At 66.6% G+C, this 19,244-nt stretch carries 17 protein-coding genes and 1 other RNA gene; 3 read left to right on the plus strand and 15 right to left on the minus strand.

The annotated features are described in order from the left end of the window. Nucleotides 1-56 precede the first annotated feature (56 nt). From ftsA to rnpB, 14 genes are all read right to left on the minus strand, one after another. Nucleotides 57-1,292: a cell division protein FtsA gene (gene ftsA / locus IM816_RS15275; protein ID WP_072322037.1), complete on the minus strand. Its 1,236-nt coding sequence runs from the start codon at nucleotides 1,290-1,292 to the stop codon at nucleotides 57-59. An 8-nt stretch (nucleotides 1,293-1,300) separates the two neighbouring features. Continuing rightward, on the minus strand, nucleotides 1,301-2,041 hold the full coding sequence (locus IM816_RS15280; protein ID WP_072322038.1) for a cell division protein FtsQ/DivIB: 741 nt from the start codon (nucleotides 2,039-2,041) through the stop codon (nucleotides 1,301-1,303). Beyond that, nucleotides 2,038-3,012, minus strand: a complete 975-nt coding sequence (locus IM816_RS15285) for a D-alanine--D-alanine ligase (protein ID WP_250338737.1) — start codon at nucleotides 3,010-3,012, stop codon at nucleotides 2,038-2,040. The genes IM816_RS15280 and IM816_RS15285 overlap by 4 nt, the downstream gene beginning before the upstream one ends. Further along, nucleotides 3,012-4,451, minus strand: coding sequence for a UDP-N-acetylmuramate--L-alanine ligase (murC, locus tag IM816_RS15290; protein ID WP_250338738.1), 1,440 nt, complete (start codon nucleotides 4,449-4,451; stop codon nucleotides 3,012-3,014). The genes IM816_RS15285 and murC overlap by 1 nt, the downstream gene beginning before the upstream one ends. Continuing rightward, a complete protein-coding gene (gene murG / locus IM816_RS15295) occupies nucleotides 4,448-5,533 on the minus strand; it encodes an undecaprenyldiphospho-muramoylpentapeptide beta-N-acetylglucosaminyltransferase (RefSeq protein ID WP_072322041.1) in 1,086 nt (361 codons plus the stop codon). Before murG ends, murC begins: the two co-directional genes overlap by 4 nt. Next, nucleotides 5,530-6,753, minus strand: a complete 1,224-nt coding sequence (gene ftsW / locus IM816_RS15300; protein ID WP_250338739.1) for a putative lipid II flippase FtsW — start codon at nucleotides 6,751-6,753, stop codon at nucleotides 5,530-5,532. The genes murG and ftsW overlap by 4 nt, the downstream gene beginning before the upstream one ends. A gap of 5 nt (nucleotides 6,754-6,758) precedes the next feature. After that, the gene (gene mraY / locus IM816_RS15305) at nucleotides 6,759-7,841 is read right to left on the minus strand and encodes a phospho-N-acetylmuramoyl-pentapeptide-transferase (protein WP_072322043.1); all 1,083 of its coding nucleotides are present in this window, start codon (nucleotides 7,839-7,841) and stop codon (nucleotides 6,759-6,761) included. Beyond that, nucleotides 7,831-9,195, minus strand: coding sequence for a UDP-N-acetylmuramoyl-tripeptide--D-alanyl-D-alanine ligase (locus IM816_RS15310; RefSeq protein ID WP_250338740.1), 1,365 nt, complete (start codon nucleotides 9,193-9,195; stop codon nucleotides 7,831-7,833). Before IM816_RS15310 ends, mraY begins: the two co-directional genes overlap by 11 nt. Next, nucleotides 9,192-10,679, minus strand: coding sequence for a UDP-N-acetylmuramoyl-L-alanyl-D-glutamate--2,6-diaminopimelate ligase (locus IM816_RS15315; protein ID WP_250340781.1), 1,488 nt, complete (start codon nucleotides 10,677-10,679; stop codon nucleotides 9,192-9,194). The genes IM816_RS15310 and IM816_RS15315 overlap by 4 nt, the downstream gene beginning before the upstream one ends. Nucleotides 10,680-10,681: 2 nt before the next feature. Beyond that, nucleotides 10,682-12,490 (minus strand): peptidoglycan D,D-transpeptidase FtsI family protein, encoded by a 1,809-nt coding sequence (locus IM816_RS15320; protein WP_250338741.1) that lies wholly within the window; start codon nucleotides 12,488-12,490, stop codon nucleotides 10,682-10,684. Further along, nucleotides 12,487-12,759 (minus strand): cell division protein FtsL, encoded by a 273-nt coding sequence (gene ftsL / locus IM816_RS15325; protein WP_072322047.1) that lies wholly within the window; start codon nucleotides 12,757-12,759, stop codon nucleotides 12,487-12,489. The genes IM816_RS15320 and ftsL overlap by 4 nt, the downstream gene beginning before the upstream one ends. Continuing rightward, on the minus strand, nucleotides 12,756-13,685 hold the full coding sequence (rsmH, locus tag IM816_RS15330) for a 16S rRNA (cytosine(1402)-N(4))-methyltransferase RsmH (protein ID WP_255369395.1): 930 nt from the start codon (nucleotides 13,683-13,685) through the stop codon (nucleotides 12,756-12,758). Before rsmH ends, ftsL begins: the two co-directional genes overlap by 4 nt. Nucleotides 13,686-13,727: 42 nt before the next feature. Then, complete coding sequence (gene mraZ / locus IM816_RS15335) at nucleotides 13,728-14,174, minus strand: division/cell wall cluster transcriptional repressor MraZ (RefSeq protein WP_072322049.1); 447 nt, start codon at nucleotides 14,172-14,174, stop codon at nucleotides 13,728-13,730. Nucleotides 14,175-14,692: 518 nt separating this feature from the next. Continuing rightward, an RNA gene (gene rnpB, locus IM816_RS15340) (RNase P RNA component class A) lies at nucleotides 14,693-15,058 on the minus strand. A 285-nt stretch (nucleotides 15,059-15,343) separates the two neighbouring features. Between rnpB and rsmI the strand changes: the two genes are divergently transcribed. From rsmI to IM816_RS15355, 3 genes are all read left to right on the plus strand, one after another. After that, nucleotides 15,344-16,171 carry a 16S rRNA (cytidine(1402)-2'-O)-methyltransferase gene (gene rsmI, locus IM816_RS15345; protein WP_250338742.1) on the plus strand — a complete coding sequence of 276 codons (828 nt, stop codon included), beginning with the start codon at nucleotides 15,344-15,346 and terminating at the stop codon, nucleotides 16,169-16,171. A gap of 107 nt (nucleotides 16,172-16,278) precedes the next feature. Next, entirely contained in the window at nucleotides 16,279-18,075 is a 1,797-nt protein-coding gene (locus IM816_RS15350) for a penicillin-binding protein activator (RefSeq protein ID WP_250338743.1), read from the plus strand. Nucleotides 18,076-18,108: 33 nt separating this feature from the next. Then, the gene (locus IM816_RS15355; protein WP_250338744.1) at nucleotides 18,109-18,480 is read left to right on the plus strand and encodes a YraN family protein; all 372 of its coding nucleotides are present in this window, start codon (nucleotides 18,109-18,111) and stop codon (nucleotides 18,478-18,480) included. Between the two features lie 20 nt (nucleotides 18,481-18,500). Here IM816_RS15355 and IM816_RS15360 read toward each other — a convergent pair whose 3' ends face one another. Beyond that, nucleotides 18,501-19,205 carry an HAD family hydrolase gene (locus IM816_RS15360; RefSeq protein WP_250338745.1) on the minus strand — a complete coding sequence of 235 codons (705 nt, stop codon included), beginning with the start codon at nucleotides 19,203-19,205 and terminating at the stop codon, nucleotides 18,501-18,503. Nucleotides 19,206-19,244 lie beyond the last annotated feature (39 nt).

Below are 19,244 nucleotides of genomic sequence, written 5' to 3' on the forward strand. Positions count from 1 at the left end.
GCCTTCCCTCCTGCCCCGGCGCCCCCATTCCTTCGGGCACCGACACTCCGGTTGGATCAAAAATTCTTGGTGAACCAGCTACGCACCTTTTCAACGACGCTGCCGACATTGCCGACCGCAGAGCTCACGTGGCGCGCGCTGCCACTCGACCGCGAGCCGTGCAACAGCAGCCCCACGCCGGTGGAATGCAGTTCGCTGGACACCACGTCCCCCAGGCCCGACACGTGCTGAGGCACGCCGATACGAACCATCTTGTGGAAGATTTCCTCGGCCAGTTCCAACGCACCTTCCATGCGCGACGCACCGCCGGTCAGCACGATGCCCGCCGCGACCAGGCTTTCGTAGCCGGAGCGGCGCAGTTCGTCCTGCACCATCTCGAAGATTTCCTCGTAGCGCGCCTGCACCGACTGTGCGAGCGCTTGGCGAGCCAGACGACGCGGCGGCCGATCGCCCACGCTCGGCACCTGGATCGTCTCTTCCGCATGCGCGAGTTGCGCCAGCGCACACGCGTATTTGATTTTGATCTCCTCCGCGTGTGCAGTCGGTGTATGCACACCGTATGCAATGTCGTTGGTGACCTGATCGCCACCGACCGGCAACGACTTCGTGTAGCGGATCGCGCCCTGCGTATAGATAGCGATGTCGGTCGTGCCGGCACCGATGTCCACGAGGCAGACGCCGAGTTCGAGTTCGTCCTCGGTGAGCACCGCCTTTGCGCTCGCCACGGCGGCAGGCACCAGTTCGTCCACGGAAAGGCCGCAGCGCTGGATGCACTTGGAGATGTTCTGCACGGCACTGGCAGCGCCGGTCACCAGATGCACGCTGGCTTCGAGGCGCACGCCGCTCATGCCGACCGGATGGCGGATGCCGTCCTGCCCGTCGATGCGGTATTCCTGCGACTCCTTGTAGAGCACCTTGCGGTCCGCGGGAATGGCAACGGCGCTGGCAGCTTCGAGCACCTGCTCCAGATCGGCAGCCATCACCTCGCGGTCGCGGATGGCCGCGGTGCCGTGCGAGTTGCGGGTCTCCAGATGGCTACCGGAAATCGATGCGTAGACGGAGCGGATGTCGCAGCCGGCCATCAGCTCGGCTTCTTCGACTGCACGCTGGATCGAGTGCACGGTCGATTCGATGTCGACCACCGAGCCGCGCTTCATGCCGCGCGACACGTGAGTGCCGATGCCAATGACTTCGATCGGTTCGCCGGGCTCGTACTCGCCGACGATCGCAACCACTTTCGAGGTTCCGATGTCGAGGCCGACGACGAGCTGTTTGTCGTTCTTGTTTCTCATGGGTTAGCTCAGCTTCCGACCTTGGGTGTGGCCGTGGTTGCGGTATCCGGCCACCGGATGGCGAATCCGTTGGTGTAGCGAAGATCGGCATAGGCGAAGCCGCCGTGCCGACCGGCAACGAGTTGCGGGTATACGTCGAGGAACCGGGCCAGCCGGCGATCGGCCTGGTCGCGATCGCCGATGACGATCTGCGCGCCGCTGTCGGTGGTGACGCTCCAACTGCCGCGCTCGCTCAGCGACACGCCGACGATCGACAACTGTGCCCTGCCCTCGAAGGCCTTGCGGGCCTGCGCATAGAAGCTCACCACCTCGGCCAATCGCGAGTCGGGCCCGCTCAACCGCGGCAGATCGCCCATCTGGTCGGCACCGGGCGCGTCGAACACGAGGCCCTGGCGGCTGATGAGGCGATTCTCGTTCCAACGCGCAAAGGGCTGCCGTTCGTAGATGCGCACCAGCAGCGTGTCGGGCCAGCGCTTGCGCACTTCCACCGACTCCACCCACGGCAGCGAACCGATCGCATGGCGCACGTCTTCCAGGTCGGTGGCAAAGAAACCCTTACCCAGGCTCGGCAGCACGGCGCTGCGGATCTGTTCGGCGCTGACGTGCGCGAACTCCGCTTCGACCTTCAGCTGCGTCACCGGCCAACGGCCCGCGGCGAACCAGCCCTGCATCACGCCGACCACGGGCAACACCACCAAGGTAATGGCGATGCCCCAGGCAACGATCCGCGTGGCGGCGGCTCCCTTCATGCCTTCGCGCCCTCCCGCCGCATCGAGGTTTCGAGGATGCGCCAGCACAGATCCTGATAGTTAAGACCCGCGGCGGCGGCGGCCTTCGGCACGAGCGAGTGCGATGTCATGCCGGGCGCCGTGTTCACTTCGAGCAGCCAGTTCTTGCCGTGGCGGTCACGCATCACGTCCACGCGGCCCCAGCCTGCGCAATCGAGCGCATCGAAGGCGCGCAGCGCCAACGCGCGCATGTCATCCTCCGCCGTTCCCGAAAGACCGGGAATGAGGTACTGCGTGTCTTCGGCCACGTACTTGGCGTTGTAGTCGTAATAGGCTGCGTTCGGCACGATCTTGATCGTGGGCAGCACCTCGCGACCGAGAATGCCGACGGTGTATTCGCCACCTTCGCTGGCGTCGCCTTCGATGAGCGTTTCCATCAGCAGGTCGCCCGGATATCGCCGTGCCAGCGCAACCGCTTCGTCCAGGTCCTTTTCGTCGAACACGCGCGTCACGCCGACGCTGGAGCCTTCCCATGCGGGCTTCACGATCAACGGGAAGCCGATCTCGCGTGCGGCCGCGTGCACATCGGCACCGCGTGGCAGCGCCTTGAACTTTGGCGTCGGCAGGCCGAGCGCGATCCACACCTGCTTCGCGCGCACCTTGTCGAGCGAGAGCGCCGAGCCCAGCACGCCGGAGCCGGTATAGGGAATGCCCAGCGACTGCAGCGCGCCTTGCAGCTCGCCGTTCTCGCCGCCTGCGCCATGCAGGATGTTGAACACCCGTGCGAAGTGTCCTGCGCGCACCGCATCAAGCAGTGCCGGAATGCCGTCGATCGCGTGCGCGTCCACGCCGCTCGCGCGCAAGGCATCCAACACGCCGCGACCGGAGTTCAGCGAGACCTCGCGCTCGGCGGATTGCCCGCCCATCACCACGGCGACGCGGCCGAATTCGGCGGCGTCGGTCACGGTGCGGGGGAAGCGGTTGGTGTTCATTACTTAACGGTCCTCAGGTGCCCGGCACTCGCCAGGTCGACGGCGGCTGCGCCGATGTCGCCAGCGCCGAGCAAAAGAATCAGATCGCCGTCGCGCGCCAGGGCGGACAGCGTGTCGCGCAGGTCGCGCGGATGTTCGACCAGCACCGGATCGGTCTTGCCGCGTGCACGGATGGCGCGCGCGAGGGCCTTGCCGTCGGCACCGGGAATCGGCGCCTCGCCCGCCGGATAGACCTCGGTCAGCACCAGCACGTCCACGTCGGCAAGCACGTTGGCGAAATCGTCGAGCAGATCGCGCGTGCGGCTGTAGCGGTGCGGCTGGAAGGCGACGACCAGGCGACGCTCCGGCCAACCGCCGCGCGCGGCGGCGAACACGGCAGCCAGTTCGCGGGGATGGTGGCCGTAGTCGTCCACGAGCAACGCAGCGCCCTGATCGAGCGCGATCTCGCCGCGACGATGGAACCGACGGCCTACACCTTCGAAGCGTGCGAGCGCATGCGCAATGGCTTCGGCGTCCACGCCAAGCTGCCAACCGACGGCGGCGGCGGCGAGCGCGTTCTGCACGTTGTGACGACCCGGCAGGTTCAGGGTGACCGGCAACGTGCCGGCCATGCCAGGCAGATGCAGGTCGAAATGCATCTCGAAACCGACCTGGCGGACATTGCTGGCGGTAACGTCCGCGCCGGCCTTGTCGATGCCGTAGGTGAGCATGCGTCGCGACGTGTCCTGGGCCAGCTTGGCCGTCTCTTCGTCGTCGATGCAGAGCACCGCAAGACCGTAGAACGGCAGGCGGTGGAGGAAATCCGCAAAGGCCTTCTTCACCTGCGCGAAGTCGCCGTTGTAGTTCTCGAGGTGATCGGCGTCGATGTTGGTGACTACCGCGATCACGGGGGACAGCATGAGGAACGAGCCGTCCGATTCGTCCGCTTCGGCGACCAGGTACTGGCCTGTGCCGAGGCGCGCATTCGCGCCGGCCGCGTTCAACTGACCGCCGATGACGAAGGTCGGATCGTAGTCGGCCTCGGCGAGCACACTCGCCACGAGGCTCGTGGTGGTGGTCTTGCCATGCGTACCGGCGATGGCGATGCCGCGGCGGAAGCGCATCAGCTCGCCGAGCATTTCTGCGCGCGGCACCACGGGGATGCGCGCGGCGCGAGCGGCCACGAGTTCGGGGTTGTCCTGGCGGATAGCGCTGGACGTCACGATGACGTCGGCACCGTCCACGTTGGCAGCGACGTGACCGATGTGTACATCCACGCCGAGTGTGGCGAGGCGCTCGGTCGTGGGCGACGGCGCACGGTCGGAACCGGACACGCTATAGCCGAGGTTGCTGAGCACCTCGGCGATGCCGCTCATGCCGACGCCGCCCACGCCGATGAAATGGACACGGCGGAACGAGGTCATGAAATCTTCGTGGGCGCGCAAACGACCGGGCGTCATGCGGAAACCTCCATGCAGTGACGGGCAATCGTTGCTGCGGCGTCGGGCTTGGCCAGCGTGCGGGACGCGTTGGCGGCGGAAAGAATCCGCGCGCGGTCGCCCAACAGGTCGTCGAGCATCTTCGCGAGCAGATCCGGCGAGTCGGGAGTAGCCAGCGTGGCATCGGCAACGAGCCGGGCGCCGCCCGCATCCACCATGGCGCGAGCGTTGGCGGTCTGGTGATCGTCCACCGCATGCGGGAATGGCACGAGCAGCGCTTCGAGGCCGGCCGCGCACAGCTCGGCGACGGTCAGCGCACCGGCACGGCAGACGACGACATCGGTCCAGGCGTAGGCACCGGCCATGTCTTCGATGAAAGGCACCACGTTTGCTGCAACGCCCGCCGCGGTATACGCGTCCAGAGCATCCTGCAGACCGCGTTCGCCGGTCTGGTGGACAACCTCGGGCATCGTGGCGCCTGCGGCGGCCAGACGTCCGAGCGCGCGCGGCACCGCAAGATTGAGCGTCCGCGCACCGAGGCTGCCACCGAGCACGAGCAAGCGCGGCCGGCCGTTGCGATCTGCGAAACGCTGCGCCGGTGGCGGCAACTGGGCAATGCGCGCACGTACCGGATTGCCGACCCACTCGCCCTTCGGCAGCACGTTCGGGAAACCGGTGAGCACCTTGCGGGCGAACGTGGCGAGCTTGCGATTGGTGAAACCGGCAATGGCGTTCTGCTCGTGCACCACGAGCGGGATGCCCGCCAGGCGTGCGGCCACGCCGGCCGGTCCGGCCACGTAACCGCCCATGGAGAGCACGCAACGGGGACGCAGGCGACGCAGCAGCGTCAGCGATTCGAACAGTGCGCGAGCCAGCATCAGCGGCGCGAGCAACCGGGTCTTCACGCCCTTGCCGCGCAGGCCGCCGACGGCCACGGTATGCAACTCGAGACCATGGGCCGGCACGACGCGGGTTTCCATGCCCCCCTCTGCGCCAAGCCAGCTTACCGGCACACCGCGCGAGCGCAGTTCGTCGGCCACGGCGAGGCCAGGGAAGATGTGGCCGCCGGTCCCGCCAGCCATGATAAGCACGGGCGCGCTCATGCCATGCCTCCGAGCGGAGCGGCCGAATCCGGCACGGCGTTGGCCGGCAGGCGCACCGCTGTCTGCCGCGCGTCTTCCGCGCGGTTGATCTCGAAGGTGGCGCGCAGCAGCACGCCGACCATGGCGCAGGTCATCAGCACCGACGAACCGCCCGAACTGATGAGCGGCAGCGTGAGGCCCTTGGTCGGCAGGACGCCGAGATTGACGCCGATCGACACCATGGCCTGGAAGCCGATCATCAGCGAGATGCCGTAGGCCACGTATCCGGAGAAGCGGTGTCCGAGTTCGACGCCCTTCAACCCCAGATAAAGGCCGCGTCCGACCAGCACGACATAAAGGAAGATGACCAGCGCGATACCGGCCAGGCCAAGTTCCTCCGCGAGTACCGCGAGGATGAAGTCGGTGTGCGCTTCGGGCAGGTAGGACAGCTTCTGCACGCTGGAACCCAGGCCCACGCCCGTCCACTCGCCGCGACCCACGGCGATCAGCGCCTGGGTCAACTGGAAGCCGTCGTTGAACGGGTCCTTCCACGGATCGAGGAACGAGGTCAGGCGCTTGATGCGGTAATCCTCTGCGGTCGCGGCGTAGATCAGCGCAGGCACCAGCGGTGTACCGAGCACCAGCAGGTTGCGCATGCGCGCGCCCGCAAGCCAGACCATGCCGACCGTGGTCGCCACCACCAGCGCTGCCGAACCGAAGTCGGGCTGCGCAAGCAGCAACAGCACGATGAAGCCCGCGACACCCACGGGCTTCACGACGCCGAACAGTTCGTACTCCACGCCCTCGCGATGACGCACGAGGTAGCTCGCCAGGTACGCCACGAGAATGAGCTTCACGGCCTCCACCGGCTGGAACCCGATCACCAGCAGGTTCACCCAACGCCGCGCGCCATTGATGCGCATGCCGAACACGGGCAGGAACACCATCAGCAACATGATGATGCCGAGCAGCAACAGCAGGAAGCTGTGCTTCTCGAGGGTCTTCAACTCGGTACGCATCGCGGCGCCCGCGAGACACGCGCCGATCGCGATGAACACGAGGTGGCGCTTGAGATAGTAGAAGGCGCCCTGGTGCGAACCGTCGGCCACGGCGATCGAGCTGGATGCGACCATCACGATGCCCAGGGCCGCCAACGCGAGCGCAGCCACGAGCAGCGGGAGATCGAAGCTCCCCCGCGGGCCCTGACGGCGTTTCGCCTGCTTGTTGCCGAGACCGAACATCGTCCTCAACGCACCTTCAACGTAGCAAGACCGATAAGCACCAGCACGACACTGATGATCCAGAAACGCACGATCACCCGCGGCTCGGGCCAACCCTTCAATTCAAAGTGATGGTGGATGGGCGCCATGCGGAAGATTCGCTTGCCGCGCAGTTTGAAGCTGCCCACCTGGAGCATCACCGACGCGGTTTCCAGCACGAACACGCCGCCCATCACCAGCAGCACGATTTCCTGGCGCACGATCAGCGCCACGCAGCCGAGCGCCGCACCGATCGCGAGCGCACCGACGTCGCCCATGAAGACCTGCGCGGGATAGGTGTTGAACCAGAGGAAGCCGAGACCCGCGCCCGCGAGGGCGCTGCAGAAGATCGCCAGTTCGCCCGCGCCGGGAATCGACGGGATGCCGAGGTATTCGGAGAACACCTTGTTGCCGGCGAGGTAGGCAAAGATGCCCAACGCGCCGGAGACCAGCACGCTCGGCATGATCGCGAGGCCATCCAGACCGTCGGTGAGGTTCACCGCGTTGGAGAAGCCCACGATGATGAAGTAGCCCACCACGACGAAGAACACGCCCAACGGAATGGCCACTTGCTTGAACAGCGGCACGTACAGCGCGATCTCTGCCGGCAACTGGTGGGTCTGGTAGAGGAACACCGCGGCGCCGAGACCGAACACCGACTGCCAGAAATACTTCCAGCGGCTGGCAAGACCGCGGCTGTCCTTGAGCACCAGCTTGCGGTAGTCGTCGTAGAAACCGATGACGCCGAACAGCAGGGTCACCAGCAATACGACCCACACGTAGCGGCTACCGAGGTCGGCCCACAGCAGCGTGGCGATGCCGACCGCAAAGAGAATCAGCAATCCGCCCATGGTCGGCGTGCCGGCCTTGGACAGGTGCGTCTGCGGACCGTCACTACGCACGACCTGCCCAGCCTTCAGCGCGGCCAACTTGCGGATCAGCATGGGGCCGAGCAGCAGCGAGACGGACAACGCTGTGAGCGCCGCCATGATCGCGCGGAAGGTGATGTACTGGAACAGGTGCAGCGACGTGAAGTGCCGAGCCATCCATTCCGCAAGTTCAAGCAGCATGGGAGGCTCCTTCTGCGTACTTCTTCATGGCGTTCGCTACGCGTTCCATGCCCGACGAGCGCGAGCCCTTCACCAGGCAGGTCACCCCTTCGTGGATCTGCGTGCAGGCGGCTTCGATGAGTTCTTCCTGGGTCGCGAAGTGCTGCGCGCCCGGGCCGAAGGCCTCCACCGCCGCGGCGCTCTTGGGTCCCGTGGCGAGTAGACGCTCGATACCGCGCTCATGCGCCAGGCGACCGATGCTCGCGTGCAACTTGATGGCCTCCGGGCCGAGTTCTGCCATGTCGCCGAGGATCAGCCAGCGCTCGCCGCGCGCCAGCGCCAGCGTGTCGATCGCCGCAGCGGCCGAGCCTGGGTTGGCGTTGTAGCTGTCGTCGATCAGCGTCCATCCACCGCGCATCGGCTCGAGGTTCAGCCGACCGGACACGTGCGGCGCCTGCTCGAGACCTTCCACGATCCGTTCCACCGGCACGCCGAGCGCCGTGGCGATGGCCGCGGCAGCAAGCGCGTTTGCGACGTTGTGGCGGCCCGGCAGCGGCAGACGGACGTCACCGTCGCCATGCGGCGTGGAAAGAATGAAATGCGTGCCGTCGATGCGCTCTTCGATGATGTCCGCGCCGATGTCCGCGCGATGCTCAAGGCCGTAGCGCAGCATCGTGTGCGAGCCCGCGAGGTTCGCGAAGAACCCGGAAAAACGTTCGTCGTCCGCATTGATGATCGCTACACCGTCCGCCGGCAGCGCACGGTAAAGCGCGCCCTTGGTTTCAGCGACGCCTTCGATCGTGCCCATGCGCTCAAGATGCGCGGGCGCGATGGAGGTGATCAGGCCGATATCGGGCCGTGCGATGGCGGCGAGGTAGTCGATGTCGCCCGGCTTGCCCGCGCCCATTTCGAGTACGGCGTATTCCGTGTCCTCGGGCATGGCCAGCAGCGTGAGCGGCATGCCGATCTCGTTGTTGTAATTACCGGCATTGACGTGCGTGCGGCCGTGGCGCGACAGGATCGACGCGGTAAGCGTCTTGACCGTGGTCTTGCCGTTCGAACCGGTGATGCCGACAACGCGCACATTGCGCTGCGCACGGACGGCGCTCGCGAGGTCGCCGAGCGCCGCCTGCGTATCGTCGACGATCACCTGCGGGATCGACGCGTCGACCGGATGCGTGACCAATGCCGCGACGGCGCCGCGTTCGGCGGCGGCGGCGACGAAGTCATGCCCGTCGACACGCTCGCCCGGCAACGCCACGTAGAGGTCGCCCGGCTTCAACGTGCGGGTATCGATGGAAAAACCGTTCACCTCGGCATCGGCGCCTTGCAGGCGGCCACGGGTCCAGAGGGCGACGGCGGACAGGCGCATCATGCGCGGACTCCTTTCTTGCTGGATTCCATCGCCTCGCGGGCGACGGCGAGGTCGTCGAAGGGACGCTTGCCCTCCGGACCTTCCTGATAGGTTTCATGGCCCTTGCCGGCAATCAGCACGACGTCGTCGGCCTTCGCATCGGCAAGCGCGAGTGCGATCGCCTGTGCGCGGTCGCGCTCGACGATCACGGTGTCGGGATGAGCAAAACCCGCAACGATCTGGGCGACGATCGCATCGCCGTCTTCCGTCCGCGGGTTGTCGTCGGTGACGATGACGACGTCGGCAAGGCGTTCGGCAATACCGGCCATGATCGGGCGCTTGCCCTGATCGCGATCGCCACCCGCACCGAAGACGCAGAGCAGCCGGCCCTTCGTATGCGAGCGCAGCGCGAGCAGCGCCTGCTTCAAGGAATCCGGCGTGTGCGAGTAATCGACCACCACGAGCGGCTTGCGGCCATCACCGCCGAGGCGGCTCATGCGACCGTTCACTGGCTGCAAGGCTTCCAGCGCGGCGTGGATGCGCTCGAACGGCTCATCCAGCGCACCGAGTACCGCCGCCACCGCCAGCAGGTTGGCAACGTTGAAGCGACCCAGCAGCGCGCTGCGCACGGTACGCGCGCCCCACGGGGTCACCAGGTTGAACGACAAGCCCTTGGCGGACGTCACGATGATGTCCGCGCGGATCTCGGCATCCTTATCCGTGCTGTCGGTCGCCATCGAGGTGCGCAGCTTCGCGATACCTTCGGGCAGACCCTTGGCCAGCTTCGCGCCGAACGGATCGTCAATGTTGATCACCGCGGCGCGCAGCCCGTCGAAGGCGAACAGCTTGGCCTTCGCCGCACCGTACGCTTCCATCGTGCCGTGGTAGTCGAGGTGATCGCGCGTGAGATTGGTGAACACGGCGACGTCGAACGCGATAGCGTTGACGCGCCCCTGCTCCAGGGCGTGCGACGACACTTCCATCGCTACGTGCGTGGCACCTGCCTCGCGGAAGCTGCCAAGCAACGCCTGGATGCGGATCGCATCCGGCGTGGTGCGCTCGCCTTCGGCGATGGCGCCGTGCAAGCCTGCACCGAGCGTACCCACGGTGGCCGGCTTGCGGCCGAGGAAGGCCAACGCCTGCGCCAGCAACTGCACCGTGGACGTCTTGCCGTTCGTGCCGGTAACGCCGATCACCTTCAGGGCAGCGGACGGCTCGCCGAAGAAGCGAGCGGCGATGGCGCCCGTCTTCTCACGCAGCTTCTCGACCGCCACGACCGGCACACCGAGTTCAGGCGCGTCGTAGGGCGGCTCGGCCAGCACCACGACGGCGCCTCGCTCCACCGCCTTCGCGGCAAATGCGATGCCGTGGTCCTTGGTACCGCGAAGCGCGACGAACGCGTTGCCCGGTTCGATCTCGCGCGAATCGATCGCAAGCCCCGAAACGTCGAGTTCGCCGGCACCGGAGGCGTCGGCGAAGCCGTCGAGCAGGTCGGCGAGGCGCATGGTCACGGGACCACCTCCTCGGCGGCGCTGTCGTCCTGTTGTGGCGACGGCGCATTGCTCGTACCGATCAAGCCACCCTGGCTGGGACCGCCCGCATACCAGCGACCGACGTTGTCGGGCGGAATGTCGAGCAGGCGCACCGCGCCTTCCATCACCTGGGCGAAGGCAGGGCCGGCCACCGAACCGCCGTAGTAGCGGCCACCCTTCGGATCGTTGATGACCACCACCGTGACAAGACGCGGCGCGCTCGCGGGAATCATGCCCACGAACAGCGAGATGTAGTTGTTCGAGTAATAGCCGCCCACGGAATTCTTGTGCGAGGTACCGGTCTTGCCGGCCACGCTGTAGTTCGGCACGGAAGCGAAGCCGTAGCCCGTGCCGCCGGGCGCCACCACGGTTTCCAGCATGCGCACCAGTTCATGCGCGACATCGGGGGTCACGACCTGCTCGGGCGGATTGTCCATGCCCTTGATGAAGCTGGGAGAGCGCAGCGCGCCGCCGTTGGCGATGGCCGCGTAACCCGTAGCCAACTGCAGCGGGGTCACGTTGAGGTTGTAGCCATAGGCCAGGCGCGACTTTTCGATCGGCTTCCAGGTGCGCCCGACCGGGAGATAACCCGCAGCTTCGCCAGGAAAGCCGCTGCCCGTGCTGTTACCCAGGCCGAACGACTTGTACACGCCGTAGAGGAAATCGGTGTCCAGCGTCATCGCGATCTTCGCCGCACCGACGTTGGACGACTTGGTGATGACGCCGGTCGGCGTGAGCGTGCCCCAGTTGTGCGTGTCACGCACGGGGTGGCCGCCCATCATCCAGGTGCCTGGCGAAGTCTCGATCAGCGGCGCGGTGGGCGTGTACTTGCCACTGCTCAACGCGGCGGCCATGGTGAACGCCTTCATCGTCGAACCCGGCTCGACCACGTCGGTCACCGCGCGGTTGCGGCGCTCGGACGGCGTGCTGCCGCGCACGGCGTTCGGGTTGAACGAAGGCAGGTTCGCCATGCCGAGCACTTCGCCCGTATGGACGTCCAGTACCACGATGGACCCGGATTCCGCCTTGTTCTTTTCGAGCGTGTCCTTGAGCGCGCTGTACGCGAGGTACTGGATGCGGCGGTCGATCGACAGCGTGAGGTCGCGGCCCGGCTGCGGCTCGCGCACGAGATCCACGTCTTCCACGGCGTGACCCATGCGATCGCGGATCACGCGCTTGGCACCCGGCTTGCCCGCGAGCCAGCTGTCGAATGCCAGCTCAAGGCCTTCCTGACCGTGGTCGTCGATGTTGGTGAAACCGAGGATGTGGCTGTTGACTGCACCCGACGGGTAGTAACGGCGATATTCCCGCTGCGAGGCAATGCCGGGAATCTTGAGGTCCACGATGGCCTGCGCGTCCTCAGGACGCAGCTGGCGCGCGATGTACATGAATTCCTTGTCGGCGCGCTGCGCGATCTTCTGCTTCAGGTCGTCGGCATCGACGTTCAGCGCCTTCGCGAGTTCCGGAATACGGTCCGCGTTCTCGAGCACTTCGGGCGGATTGGCCCAGATCGAAGCGACAGGGGTCGACACCGCAAGCGGTTCGCCGTTGCGATCGAAGATCGTGCCGCGCGACACGGCGATGGGCATCTCGCGCAGGAAGCGCGCGTCGCCCTGGTCCTGGTAGAACTGCTTGCGCACCACCTGCAGATCGAACGCGCGCACCACCAGACCCGACGCGGCCACACAAAGCAGCGCGACCACGACGGTCATGCGCTTGCGCGGGCTGGGGCCCTGACCGCGGCGGCGGCTGGGCACGACAGGCTTGCCGTAGCGGGCCTTCATCGACGCACCAGCTGGATGTCCTGCGGCTTCGGCGTAAACATGCCGAGCTTGCCGCGGGCATCGGCGTCGATGCGGCTGGGTTCGGCGTACGTCGCCTGTTCCAACTCAAGACGCCCGTATTCCACACCCAGGTCGTCCTTGGCGCGCTGCAGGGCCGAAAGCTCCATGAAGAGCTTGCGGCTTTCGTGGCGCGTCCAGACCACACCGATCGCGCTGGCGATGACGGCCAGCAGCAGGATCGAGAGGCAGAACGCGCCGAAGGCCTTCATGCGAGTTTCTCCGCGATGCGCAGCACGGCGGAGCGCGAACGCGGGTTCGCGGCCACTTCGGCGTCGGAGGGGAAGATCGCCTTGCCAATGGGCTTCAACCGCGCGGTCTTCGCTTCGGCAGGCGGCGCACGACGGCTGCCCTGCACGCGCCCTTCGTGGCCGCGGATGAACTGCTTCACCGTGCGGTCTTCGAGCGAGTGGAAGCTGATGACGGCCAGGCGGCCGCCGACCTTCAGCAAATCCAGCGCGGCGTCGAGGCCGCGCTCCACCGATTCCAGCTCTGCGTTCACGCGGATGCGCAGACCCTGGAAGGTGCGCGTCGCGGGGTTCTTGCCGGGTTCGCGGCGACCGACGCAGCGCGCGACGAGTTCGGCCAGCTCGCCAGTGCGGGTAATCGGCGCGGTGGCGCGACGCTCCACGATCGCCTTCGCAATGCGGCGGCTGAAACGCTCTTCGCCAAAGGTCCAGAGCACGTCGGCAATCTCGGCCTCGTCGGCTTCCGCGAGGAAATCGGCAGCGCTGATGCCGCGCGTGGTGTCCATGCGCATGTCGAGCGGCGCATCGGCCATGAAGCTGAAACCGCGGCTGGCGTCGTCGAGCTGCGGGGACGACACGCCAAGATCGAGGAGGATGCCGTCGAGCCCACCCTCGAGCGCCGACCACTCGCCCATGGTGGCGAAGTTGTCGTGACGCAGGGACACGCGCGGATCGGTGGCGAGGCCTGCTTCGGCCACGGCGATGGCCGTGGGATCGCGGTCCATGAGGAACAGACGACCTTCACTGGACAGACGCGCAAGAATGGCCCGGGCGTGACCGCCGCGACCGAAAGTGCCATCCAGGTAACGCCCGTTCTCGCGCAAGGCGAGGCCCTCCAACACTTCGTCGAGCATCACAGGGATGTGTACATCGCGCCCCGCCGTCGCCACATCCCGCTCCCGTTCCACCAAAAACCTCGAATTAGTTCGTCATCACAACCGCAGATCCGCCATGTCGTCGCTGATCTCGTCCTCGCCGATCGTCTGGCGGATCTTCGCGAGGTGGGCCTGTTCGCTCCAAAGCTCGAACTTGTTGCCCATGCCCAGCAGGATCGCTTTCTTCTCTATCCCGGCCGCTGCACGCTGGCTCGAAGGGAGGAGGATGCGCGAGGCTCCGTCGGGTTCGACGATGGCCGCGGCACCCACCAGCTTCATCTGCAACGCTCGGTGGACGGCCTTGACGCTGGGCAGCGCGTTGACCTGGTCGCGCACCTGTTCCCACTCCGCGTACGGAAAGATCCAGAGGCACCCGGTCTCGAAGGGGTTGTAAGTGACGACCAGACGGTTCGCACAGGCGTCCACCACCAGATCCCGATACGACGTCGGAATCGTCAGACGACCTTTGTCGTCGACTGTGATGGCTGTCTCGCCTTGAAACATCTTCGTCGGTCGCCCCACCAAATCCCACGATTTCACACTGGGGCCCACGATAGTCTCGCCCCCTGAGACTGTCAAGGAATTTTTTCTTGTGAATCAAAGAGAAAGAGCGCCTTGGCCACCATTTCCAGCCATTTCTGAGGAACTGCCGGGAGGTGGTTGTTTCGCGGGGATTTTTTGCGAGAGATCTCGGATTTTCAGAGGCCTGAGAAAGCCAGGAATGAACCGCCGTTCATCCAGCGAGAACTATGTGAGGAGCCTACGAAGCGAAGGCAGGAGCCACCCTGGTGGCGAAAAGCCAACGACGCCGTGTAGCCGCGCGACACACTCCCCCCTGGTGGCGTAAGCCAACGAAGCGATGAGGCGGCGAGCCAAGTCCCCATCGCCAGCAGGCTGGCTCCCACCGGCAAAGCCCGCCCGTCTCACCCGCAAGTCCCCATCGCCGCCGTGGCGGCTCCCACAGATGGCTCCCACAGAAAAACCGCGGCGCCCCGAAGGGGACGCCGCGGCACCTTGCGAAGAAAAGGAGTCGGCCGGTAAGCCGGGTTCTGTGCGTCTTGCGACGTGACAGTCATTCTTCTCGGCCTGGCGTCGCCACCAGGCTCTAGCAACCTACCCGGGAACGACGCGGGCCGCGTCATGGTTCCCTTATTTGGTCTTGCTCCGGGTGGGGTTTACCGTGCCGTGCGACGTTAGCCCCGCACGCGGTGCGCTCTTACCGCACCCTTTCACCCTTACCTGATCCCCTTGCGGGGCCATCGGCGGTCTGCTCTCTGTTGCACTGGCCGTCAGCTCACGCTGCCCAGGCGTTACCTGGCACCCTGCCCTATGGAGCCCGGACTTTCCTCGATGCGCACAAGGCGTATCGCGACTGTCTGGCCGACTCCATCGCGAAGTATAACCCGTGCGGGCTGCTGGCGAGCAGCCAACAAAGCGAAGGTAGGAGCCACCCTGGTGGCGAAAAGCCAACGAAGCGGTGTAGCGGTGAGGCAAGCTCCCATCGCCAGCAGGCTGGCTCCCACCGGCAAGTTCCCATCGCCAACAGGGTGGCCCCCACCAGAGGATTCCCCTCGCCGCCATGGCGGCTCCCACATAAGTGGCCCCACATTAGCTAGCCCACATGAGCCGCCCCCACCTAGCTAGAATGGATGGCTCGCTTTATCGGACCGCCCATGTCCCAGACCCGCCTCGGCACGCTCCACGTCGTCGCCACGCCCATCGGCCACCGCGACGACATCGGCGCGCGTGCCATCGACACGCTGCGCCGGGTCAAGGTCATCGCTGCCGAGGACACGCGGCACACACGCCCGCTTCTTCAGCACCTTGGCATCGACACGCCCCTGCTCGCGCTGCACGACCACAACGAGCGCACCGCCGTCGACGGTCTCGTCGAGCGCCTCCGCGCGGGCGACGACGTCGCCCTGGTCTCCGATGCCGGCACCCCCTTGATCAGCGACCCCGGCTTCCGCCTGGTTCGCGCGGCACGCGCTGCCGGACTGCGGGTGAGCCCGGTGCCGGGGCCGAGCGCGGTGGTGGCCGCCTTGTCGGTCGCGGGATTGCCCAGCGACCGGTTCGTCTTCGAAGGTTTCCTGCCGGCCAAGACAGGTGCACGCCGCTCGCGGCTTGGCGAACTGGCGGGCGAGCCACGCACACTGATCTTCTATGAGTCCTCGCATCGCATCCTCGAATCGCTCGAGGACATGCGCGACGCCTTCGGCCCCGCTCGCGAAGCCGTGGTGGCGCGCGAGCTGACCAAGATGTTCGAGACCGTGCTCGACGGACCGCTGGAGGATCTGGTCCGCCTGGTGGCGGCCGACCCCAACCAGCAGCGTGGGGAGTTCGTGGTCATGGTCGCAGGACGCGAAGCCAGCGAGGACGAGCGCCTGGCCGAGGGCCTGCGGGTCTTCGCGATCCTCAAGGACGAACTGCCCCCGGCCAAGGCCGCGAAGCTCGCCGCGGCCATCACCGGCGCAGCGCGAAAGTCGCTTTACGGCGCCTGACACGCGGTCGCTGCGACGCCGGGCTCACGCCGGCCTCGCGAAGCGATGGGCTATGATCCGGTCGTTTTGGCGCGGTCAGCGCGCCGCCGTGCAGCCAAGGACTACCGATGCGATCGATCCGTGCCACTACCCTAGGCCTGTTGCTTGCCGCCTCCCTCGCCGGCTGCGTCACCCAGGGTGGCGTCCAGCAAAGCGCGGCCCCCTCGGGCGAAGCCACACAGGCGGCGCAGGCGCTCTATACCAAGGGCCAGTTCGATCAGGCCGCGCAGGCGTACCTGGCGCTCGCTGCGCAGGATGCCAACCATCGCGACTACTACAAGCTGCTGGCCGCCGAAGCGTACCGGCAGGAAGGCGCCCTCGACCGGGCTGCGCCCATCGCCGAAGAGGTACGCCGCTCGCGGCTGGAGGGCGAGGATGCCCTGCGCCTCGACGCCTTGCGCGCCGAGATCGCGCTGAAGAACAACGATGCGAAGACAGCCCTTTCGCTCACCGGCAAGCCGGCAACGCGCGTCTCGCCGCAGATCGATCAACGCCTCGCTGAATTGCGCGCCCGCGCGCAGGCCGCCTCGGGCGACGCCTGGAGCGCGGCATACACCCGCGTCGAACTGGATAGCCAGTTGCGCGGCATCGATCGCGAGGAAAATCGCAAGGAAGTCCTTGCCCTGCTGAACGGACTCGGCGCGCAGCAACTCGCCGACCGCGGCGGCGCGCTCGCCGCGAACGATCCCCTCAAGCCGTGGGTTACCGAAGCGCAGGCGCAGCTCGGCACGGTGAACCGCTCGCCGGCCGTGCTCGATCAGGCAGTCGGCACCATCACCGGCGACAAGGTGCGCGAAGGCTACAAGGTGCCGACCAAGGTCGCGCTGCTGCTGCCGCTGTCCGGCCCGCTCGCCGGCGCGGGCGCTGCGATCCGCGACGGCTTCTTCACCAACTATATCGACGCGGCACATACCGACGCACCGCGTCCCGAGGTTGCCGTCTACGATTCGGGCAACGACGCCCAGCACGCCGTTGCTGCCTACGACAAGGCAGTGGCCGAGGGCGCGCGCTTCGTGGTCGGCCCGCTCAACCGCGACGGCGTGTCGGCGATTTTCGCCAAGGGCGCGCTGCCCGCCCCGATGCTCACGCTGAACTACCCGAACGACAACCGCAACCTGCCGCCTGCCGGCGCGAACGAGTTCGGCCTGCTGCCGGAGACCGAAGGCGCACAGGTCGCCGACCACATGGCCGATCGCGGCATGCACATCGCCACCGTGATCGTCTCCACCGACGACTTTGCGCGCCGCGCCGGCAACGCCTTCAAGGCTGAGTGGCAGGCGCGTGGCGGCACGCTCGCGGGCCAGGTGACGCTGGATGCCAACAGCATCGACTTCGCCTCGCAGTTGTCCGAGCCCACGGATCAGGACCCCGCTACCAGCGGCGTGTTCATCAGCATGAAGCCGCAGCAGGCGCGGCTGCTCCTGCCGCAGTTGCGTCTGGCGAAGAACACGCTGCCGGTCTTCGCCACCTCGCACGTCTACTCCGGCGGCGACGACCCGACGGCGGATCGCGATCTGGAAGGCGTGGAGTTCTGCGACGCGCCGTGGCTGTTCGATGCGCAGCCGGGCCTTCCCCGGCGCGCCTCGCTCAACGACGCGTTGCCTGCCACCAAGGGCGTGACCGCGCGCCTGTTCGCCTTCGGCATGGATGCCTGGGGCCTGGTGCCGTACATCGATTGGATGCGCGGGCATCCGGGCAGCTATCTCCCGGGCGCCACCGGCCAATTGGTCGCCGACGAGTTCGGCCGCGTCCGCCGCGTACTCATCTGGGCGCGCTTCGCCGACGGTGTGGCCCGCCCGGTCGCCGGTAGCCTCGAACTCGAAGCGCCGGCTGCAACCCCCAACGTCGAAAGCGGCGGGGGCTGATTCCCAGGGTCTGCGCGAACACGGAGGTTCGCCTTGCCCAAGCCACCCCGAAAGACCACCGCGCGCCGCGCCACCGGCAACCGCTTCGAAGAGGCGGCGCGCGTCTTTCTCGAAGCCCGCGGCATGCGCCTCGTGCGCGCCAACTTCCTCTGCCGCCATGGCGAGATCGACCTGGTGATGCGCGACGGCGACACGCTCGTGTTCGTCGAGGTGCGCTACCGCCGCGGCTCGTCGTTCGGTGGCGCACTCGCCTCGGTGACGGCCGCCAAGCAACGCAAGCTCGTCAGCGCCGCGCACCTGTGGCTTGCCGCTTACCCGCGCGATGCGAGCCGCGCCTGCCGATTCGACGTGCTGGCCTTCGACGGCGACGACGTGACCTGGGTGCGCGGCGCCTTCGAGGCTTGAGGGAAATACACCCTCCCGCCTTACCGCTCCGCCGGCTTCTCGCCGCTATAGCGGCTCCCACACAGGAAATCCTCGCGGCGCATCGTCGCCAAGGCCGCCACGCTGTCGATCGTGATGTCCGGCGGCGTGTCGTCCAGCTCCTTGCCCGCGGCCGCCGCGTAATGGCCCTGCTTCACGAAGACCGTGGTGACCTTGTCGCCAAGCAGCTTCTTGAGCGCGACGAGGATGCGCGGCTTGTCGTCCACCATCACGTAGTGATCCGCCGGATAACGACGGCGCATGTCGTCGAGCATGTCTTCCTTGTGCACGTAGATCAGTACGTCCCCGCGGAAGGCATCCCATAGACCGGCGCGACGGATCTTGCGCGGCTGGAACACGGTGTCGCCATCGGACATGATCACGGGCCGCCCTAGCGTGCACAGGTGCGCCACCGCTTCGAGCACGCCGGGGAAACGGCGTTCGTCGAACGGATAATCGAGCAGGAAGAACGACAGCTCCATGTACGCCGGATGGCTCTCCTTGCCGCGCATGCGCTGCAGCGCGCCGAGATAATCCGCGTAACCGACCTGACTGCGAATGTCCTTGTCGATGGCCGCATAGCGTTCGCGCCCCTCGGCGCCGAAGTCGCGCTCCAGTCGTGCGGCGAGGTCGGCGCTGAAACGGTCGTTGTCGATCAGGGTGTTGTCGACGTCGAAGAGGAAGACGATGTCGTCGTGGGTAGGCACGGGGGATCCTTGCGCGGGTGATGGGCCCTATATAGGGGC

The organism is Luteibacter flocculans, from assembly GCF_023612255.1.
In the GTDB taxonomy this organism is placed as follows: Bacteria; Pseudomonadota; Gammaproteobacteria; order Xanthomonadales; family Rhodanobacteraceae; genus Luteibacter; species Luteibacter flocculans.

Coding starts and splice junctions, on each gene's coding strand:
- ftsA (WP_072322037.1), bottom strand. CDS start 1,292: ATGAGAAACAAGAACGACAAACAGCTCGTCGTCGGCCTCGACATCGGA.
- IM816_RS15280 (WP_072322038.1), bottom strand. CDS start 2,041: ATGAAGGGAGCCGCCGCCACGCGGATCGTTGCCTGGGGCATCGCCATT.
- IM816_RS15285 (WP_250338737.1), bottom strand. CDS start 3,012: ATGAACACCAACCGCTTCCCCCGCACCGTGACCGACGCCGCCGAATTC.
- murC (WP_250338738.1), bottom strand. CDS start 4,451: ATGACGCCCGGTCGTTTGCGCGCCCACGAAGATTTCATGACCTCGTTC.
- murG (WP_072322041.1), bottom strand. CDS start 5,533: ATGAGCGCGCCCGTGCTTATCATGGCTGGCGGGACCGGCGGCCACATC.
- ftsW (WP_250338739.1), bottom strand. CDS start 6,753: ATGTTCGGTCTCGGCAACAAGCAGGCGAAACGCCGTCAGGGCCCGCGG.
- mraY (WP_072322043.1), bottom strand. CDS start 7,841: ATGCTGCTTGAACTTGCGGAATGGATGGCTCGGCACTTCACGTCGCTG.
- IM816_RS15310 (WP_250338740.1), bottom strand. CDS start 9,195: ATGATGCGCCTGTCCGCCGTCGCCCTCTGGACCCGTGGCCGCCTGCAA.
- IM816_RS15315 (WP_250340781.1), bottom strand. CDS start 10,679: ATGCGCCTCGCCGACCTGCTCGACGGCTTCGCCGACGCCTCCGGTGCC.
- IM816_RS15320 (WP_250338741.1), bottom strand. CDS start 12,490: ATGAAGGCCCGCTACGGCAAGCCTGTCGTGCCCAGCCGCCGCCGCGGT.
- ftsL (WP_072322047.1), bottom strand. CDS start 12,759: ATGAAGGCCTTCGGCGCGTTCTGCCTCTCGATCCTGCTGCTGGCCGTC.
- mraZ (WP_072322049.1), bottom strand. CDS start 14,174: ATGTTTCAAGGCGAGACAGCCATCACAGTCGACGACAAAGGTCGTCTG.
- rsmI (WP_250338742.1), top strand. CDS start 15,344: ATGTCCCAGACCCGCCTCGGCACGCTCCACGTCGTCGCCACGCCCATC.
- IM816_RS15350 (WP_250338743.1), top strand. CDS start 16,279: ATGCGATCGATCCGTGCCACTACCCTAGGCCTGTTGCTTGCCGCCTCC.